This window comes from Chamaesiphon sp. VAR_48_metabat_135_sub, from assembly GCF_031418915.1.
In the GTDB taxonomy this organism is placed as follows: Bacteria; Cyanobacteriota; Cyanobacteriia; order Cyanobacteriales; family Chamaesiphonaceae; genus Chamaesiphon.
In genome coordinates, this window is the sequence record NZ_JANOJV010000031.1 from 1 (window position 1) to 3,570 (window position 3,570).

The 3,570-nt window shown below is 44.0% G+C and carries 4 protein-coding genes and 2 tRNA genes; all 6 read right to left on the bottom strand.

Going from position 1 to position 3,570, the window contains the following annotated elements; translation table 11 throughout:
* A partial coding sequence (locus tag RMO55_RS02310; protein WP_310422880.1) for a hypothetical protein occupies positions 1-339 on the bottom strand: 339 nt, incomplete at its 3' end.
* Between the two features lie 144 nt (positions 340-483).
* A complete protein-coding gene (locus RMO55_RS02315) occupies positions 484-750 on the bottom strand; it encodes a hypothetical protein (RefSeq protein WP_310422883.1) in 267 nt (88 codons plus the stop codon).
* A 178-nt stretch (positions 751-928) separates the two neighbouring features.
* On the bottom strand, positions 929-2,056 hold the full coding sequence (locus tag RMO55_RS02320) for a hypothetical protein (RefSeq protein WP_310422885.1): 1,128 nt from the start codon (positions 2,054-2,056) through the stop codon (positions 929-931).
* A gap of 60 nt (positions 2,057-2,116) precedes the next feature.
* A complete protein-coding gene (locus tag RMO55_RS02325; RefSeq protein ID WP_310422889.1) occupies positions 2,117-3,241 on the bottom strand; it encodes a tyrosine-type recombinase/integrase in 1,125 nt (374 codons plus the stop codon).
* A gap of 145 nt (positions 3,242-3,386) precedes the next feature.
* Positions 3,387-3,458 (bottom strand) — tRNA-Thr (locus tag RMO55_RS02330).
* Between the two features lie 11 nt (positions 3,459-3,469).
* Positions 3,470-3,550: transfer RNA gene (locus tag RMO55_RS02335), tRNA-Tyr, on the bottom strand.
* Positions 3,551-3,570: the final 20 nt, after the last annotated feature.

Genomic DNA, 3,570 nt, shown 5'->3' on the forward strand with positions numbered 1-3,570 from the left:
GGATTCTTGCCAGATTTTCTTAGGTTTATCTGGATAGTCAATCCGCACTACTCGCGCTAACTTCTCGCCGCTGCGGTCGGGGTACTCAAAATATTTGGTGCCGATCGGTCGGGGTGACTTAACGAACGTCTCTGGTTTCCAGTCTGATTTACCTTCTAGTTTGTCGATCGCGGCTCGGATATCTTTCGGTTCACAATTTCCACTAAAGCAGCTATAAGCCCCGTCCTTGCTGATGTCTAAATCGTCACCGTTGCAGACTGGGCAATGATATTTAGTCTTAGATCCTTTGGATGGGGTTAATACTGCGAGGTGTTGACGAATGTAGTATGTCTCAGTCATTGAAAAATTCTACGAGTGTTGAGTAGATGTGGGGGATGGTTTATACTCGTAGGAAGTCGCCCTACAAGTATTTTCTGGTTTAATACCCCGCCAGGTATTGAACCGACAAACACCCCCAGATTTGAGTCTCTGGGGGTGTTTGTTTTATGCCGCTTGGGGCAGTGTGGACATATATTCCTCTACTAACGCCTGGGTGATGGGGGAATCCAGTCCGTGAAGCAAATACGAATTCAGCAATGTCCAACACCAAGAAATTGAGCCGCCCTTTTCGATCTGCACCCAAAATATTCCCCTGGTTAACTTGGCTCGGAGTTGGGCAGAAGTCCAAGCGGTTAATTCATACTTCTCCCGCTTGATAGATTTCTCCGTTATAAACTTAAATTTGTCGGGAGTTTGTAGCTTTTTTGTCATGAGTGATAATGAGGGTGATTTTATGATTGGTTCGGTCTTCTGGTTAAGTCGATCGAACTTTTTTGTTGGTGGTTGGTTAGAAGGTTAAGGTTTCGCTGGTAAGGCTTGGTATGTCGATAATGACAGAATCTAATCGAAAGTAAAATGTACAAAAAGCAAAATTCGATGGTAAAAAATACTATTTCCGCTTTTGGGATCTTCTCTGTTCCGCGTGTCGTCGAAGATATCCTTGAGTGATTTTAAGATGCTCCACCTGCTGTCTAGCATCAGCCCACATTTGCGCTTTCTCCACTACTTCAGGAATAGAACTAGCCAATAGTCGGTTGAGAAATGTAGGTTGAGGGGCGGGTTCTGATACTCGTTTTGCCCCGAAATCCATAAGGCGCAAAGGCAACTTTTTCCTGATTAATCGACTAGCTCTCCAAAAGTCTTCATTAGCATCCTTCAACTCATACTCGTATGCTTCGCTTCCGTCACCTGTAACAGGATTGGACAATAGCTCTTCTAGTTGCTGCCAAGACTTAATGAAAGTCCCGAAATGTTCGTGTTCTGCTCTTGGACTAGAAGAGCCAGGATGCAGACAGCGAATGATAAAATCATTCCAAGATTTATCGGTTAACAGTTCTAAAAAATATTCATTCGCCACTGCTTCAGCAGGCTCTTCTAAATGTTGGAATTTAATAAAGCTCGACTGTGAAACATGTTTTACTTGAATCTCTTTGTATGTACAACCGCATTCAATAGCTTTGTACATACAAGCAACTTCCTCAGCTATCAAAAGAAGCCATTTTTTCTTTTCCTTTCCTAAATTCAAGCTTTCACCATACGTCCCAACAGTGAATTTTCCCGTGGTCTGAAAATTGCACAGTATCTCATAAACAGCCGACCAGTCAGATTTAGTTTCAACCCAATTTGTCCGATCGACTAGGTTTATCTGTCGTCCCAAAAGTCTTTCGACATCATGCTGACGTTCGCGGAAAGCTTCTCTTGGAGGTAAGTTAATAATATCTGGTTGACACAATAATGCTGGAGAGAAAAATAGCTTAGAAGCTTTTAAACTTGCTAACATCTCGTCTTTCTTTTCCCAGTTAATAGATATTCGATAAGTATCGCTTTCGCAGTCTTCCTCATTGTCAAAAGCGTGTTCGAGTTCGACCAATTTAGCCATAAGTTTTCGATAGTCGGGAGCCTTGGGTTTATTACCAGAACGAATATTTCTGGATGAAAGCCATTCTTCAGAATCTTGAAACTTCTGAAGCCTTATGACTGTTCTATCGATTTCTTTATCTGTCCAAATATAGTCCATAATGCTATTAACAAATAATGTTTATTTCCACTGCTAACGACTAATTAGCAGTGGTATTTATTAGGTGTCGAGATAATCGGTAAATACGATTTTTTGTTCGATCGCGTGTAGATAACTAGACATGAGTGTTTTGGCACTATGACCAGTCTGAGCGGCTATTTCGGCGATTGGGACACCCTCGCTTACAGCATGACTAACACCAGAATGACGATAGGTGTATGGCTTGCGATATTCGACACCAGCGACTTTAAGAATGGGGATATAGATCCGATTCCTGAAGTTGTTATCGCGTAGAAACCGACCTTTAGGCGATGGGAACACTAGATCGTCATGCGACGGGTTGGATTGCTGATGTCGGGTTTCGAGCATCTTAGTCAGAGTCGGAGTCATCAACACCACCCTAAATTCACCTGTTTTTGTAGTGTCTCTAAAATGCCCTCTAGACACGCCAGATCTGAAGGTAACGACTTTGAAGCTGTCATCGACATCAGACCAGCGTAGAGCCGCCATTTCGCCAAACCTGCAAGCCGTCTGTGAGATGAAAATTACTAGATCTTTGTAGAATGAGTAACTTTCGGGTAAGCGATCGAAAGCATCGGCTATCGCTCTCAGTTCGTCAATCGTGAAAGGTTTGGGCTTCTTTGGTGGCGGCAATTTCTTTCGGAGTCGATCGAGCGATTTACTCCAGGGGTTTACCTCACATTCGATCGACCCTTCTTTTTTAGCCCATTCCCACGCCGCACAAAGGTCAAACAGATAAGCGCGAGCGGTGCGTTCGCTAACTGTTTGCGACCATCGCCCGATCGTATCGATCGCGATTTCAGTTGTTAGGCGACTAGCCAAAAATTCATCGCCTAATAACTGTCTGAGCTTGCTACCTATCGCCTTAAACCGCTCTCTAGAACTATTGGACAGCTCGCGCTCTAACATCCGATATTCGGCATATTTGGCAAACAAACTTACCGCCGTGAGGGTATCGATCGCCTGTTTGAGATCCTTTCCCTTCTGGCTGTAAATGGATGGGTCGAAGCGACCACACATAATGTCTTTCTCGATCGATGCCATCACCATCTCGGTATGTTTGCGACCGATCGGATTATTGTGTTTGCTCAGGGTTTTATGAAACTTCTTACCTTCAAACCGCCACCTAATAATTAGGCTGGTTCCTCTCTCTTCGATGTGCATGATTTTGTGGGGCGAAACGTGGGGCAACAGAACCGCCAAACCCATCAAAACAGCACCCTATTTTCAGGTATATAGACGCAAAAAATCGGCTGTTAGGATGTGTTTGATTCCTAAAAGCCTTACCAGTGCTTACCTTTTAACCCAAAGCCCTCAATGAGGCTTGAACTCATGACCTCTTCATTACCAATGAAGTGCTCTACCACTGAGCTATGAGGGCGTTTGTGAAAGTGGGCCGAGCTGGATTTGAACCAGCGTAGGTCTCCCAGCAGATTTACAGTCTGCCGCCATTAACCACTCGGCCATCGACCCATTTGTTTCACAGTTACTAA

Coding starts and splice junctions, on each gene's coding strand:
- RMO55_RS02315 (WP_310422883.1), bottom strand. CDS start 750: ATGACAAAAAAGCTACAAACTCCCGACAAATTTAAGTTTATAACGGAG.
- RMO55_RS02320 (WP_310422885.1), bottom strand. CDS start 2,056: ATGGACTATATTTGGACAGATAAAGAAATCGATAGAACAGTCATAAGG.
- RMO55_RS02325 (WP_310422889.1), bottom strand. CDS start 3,241: ATGCACATCGAAGAGAGAGGAACCAGCCTAATTATTAGGTGGCGGTTT.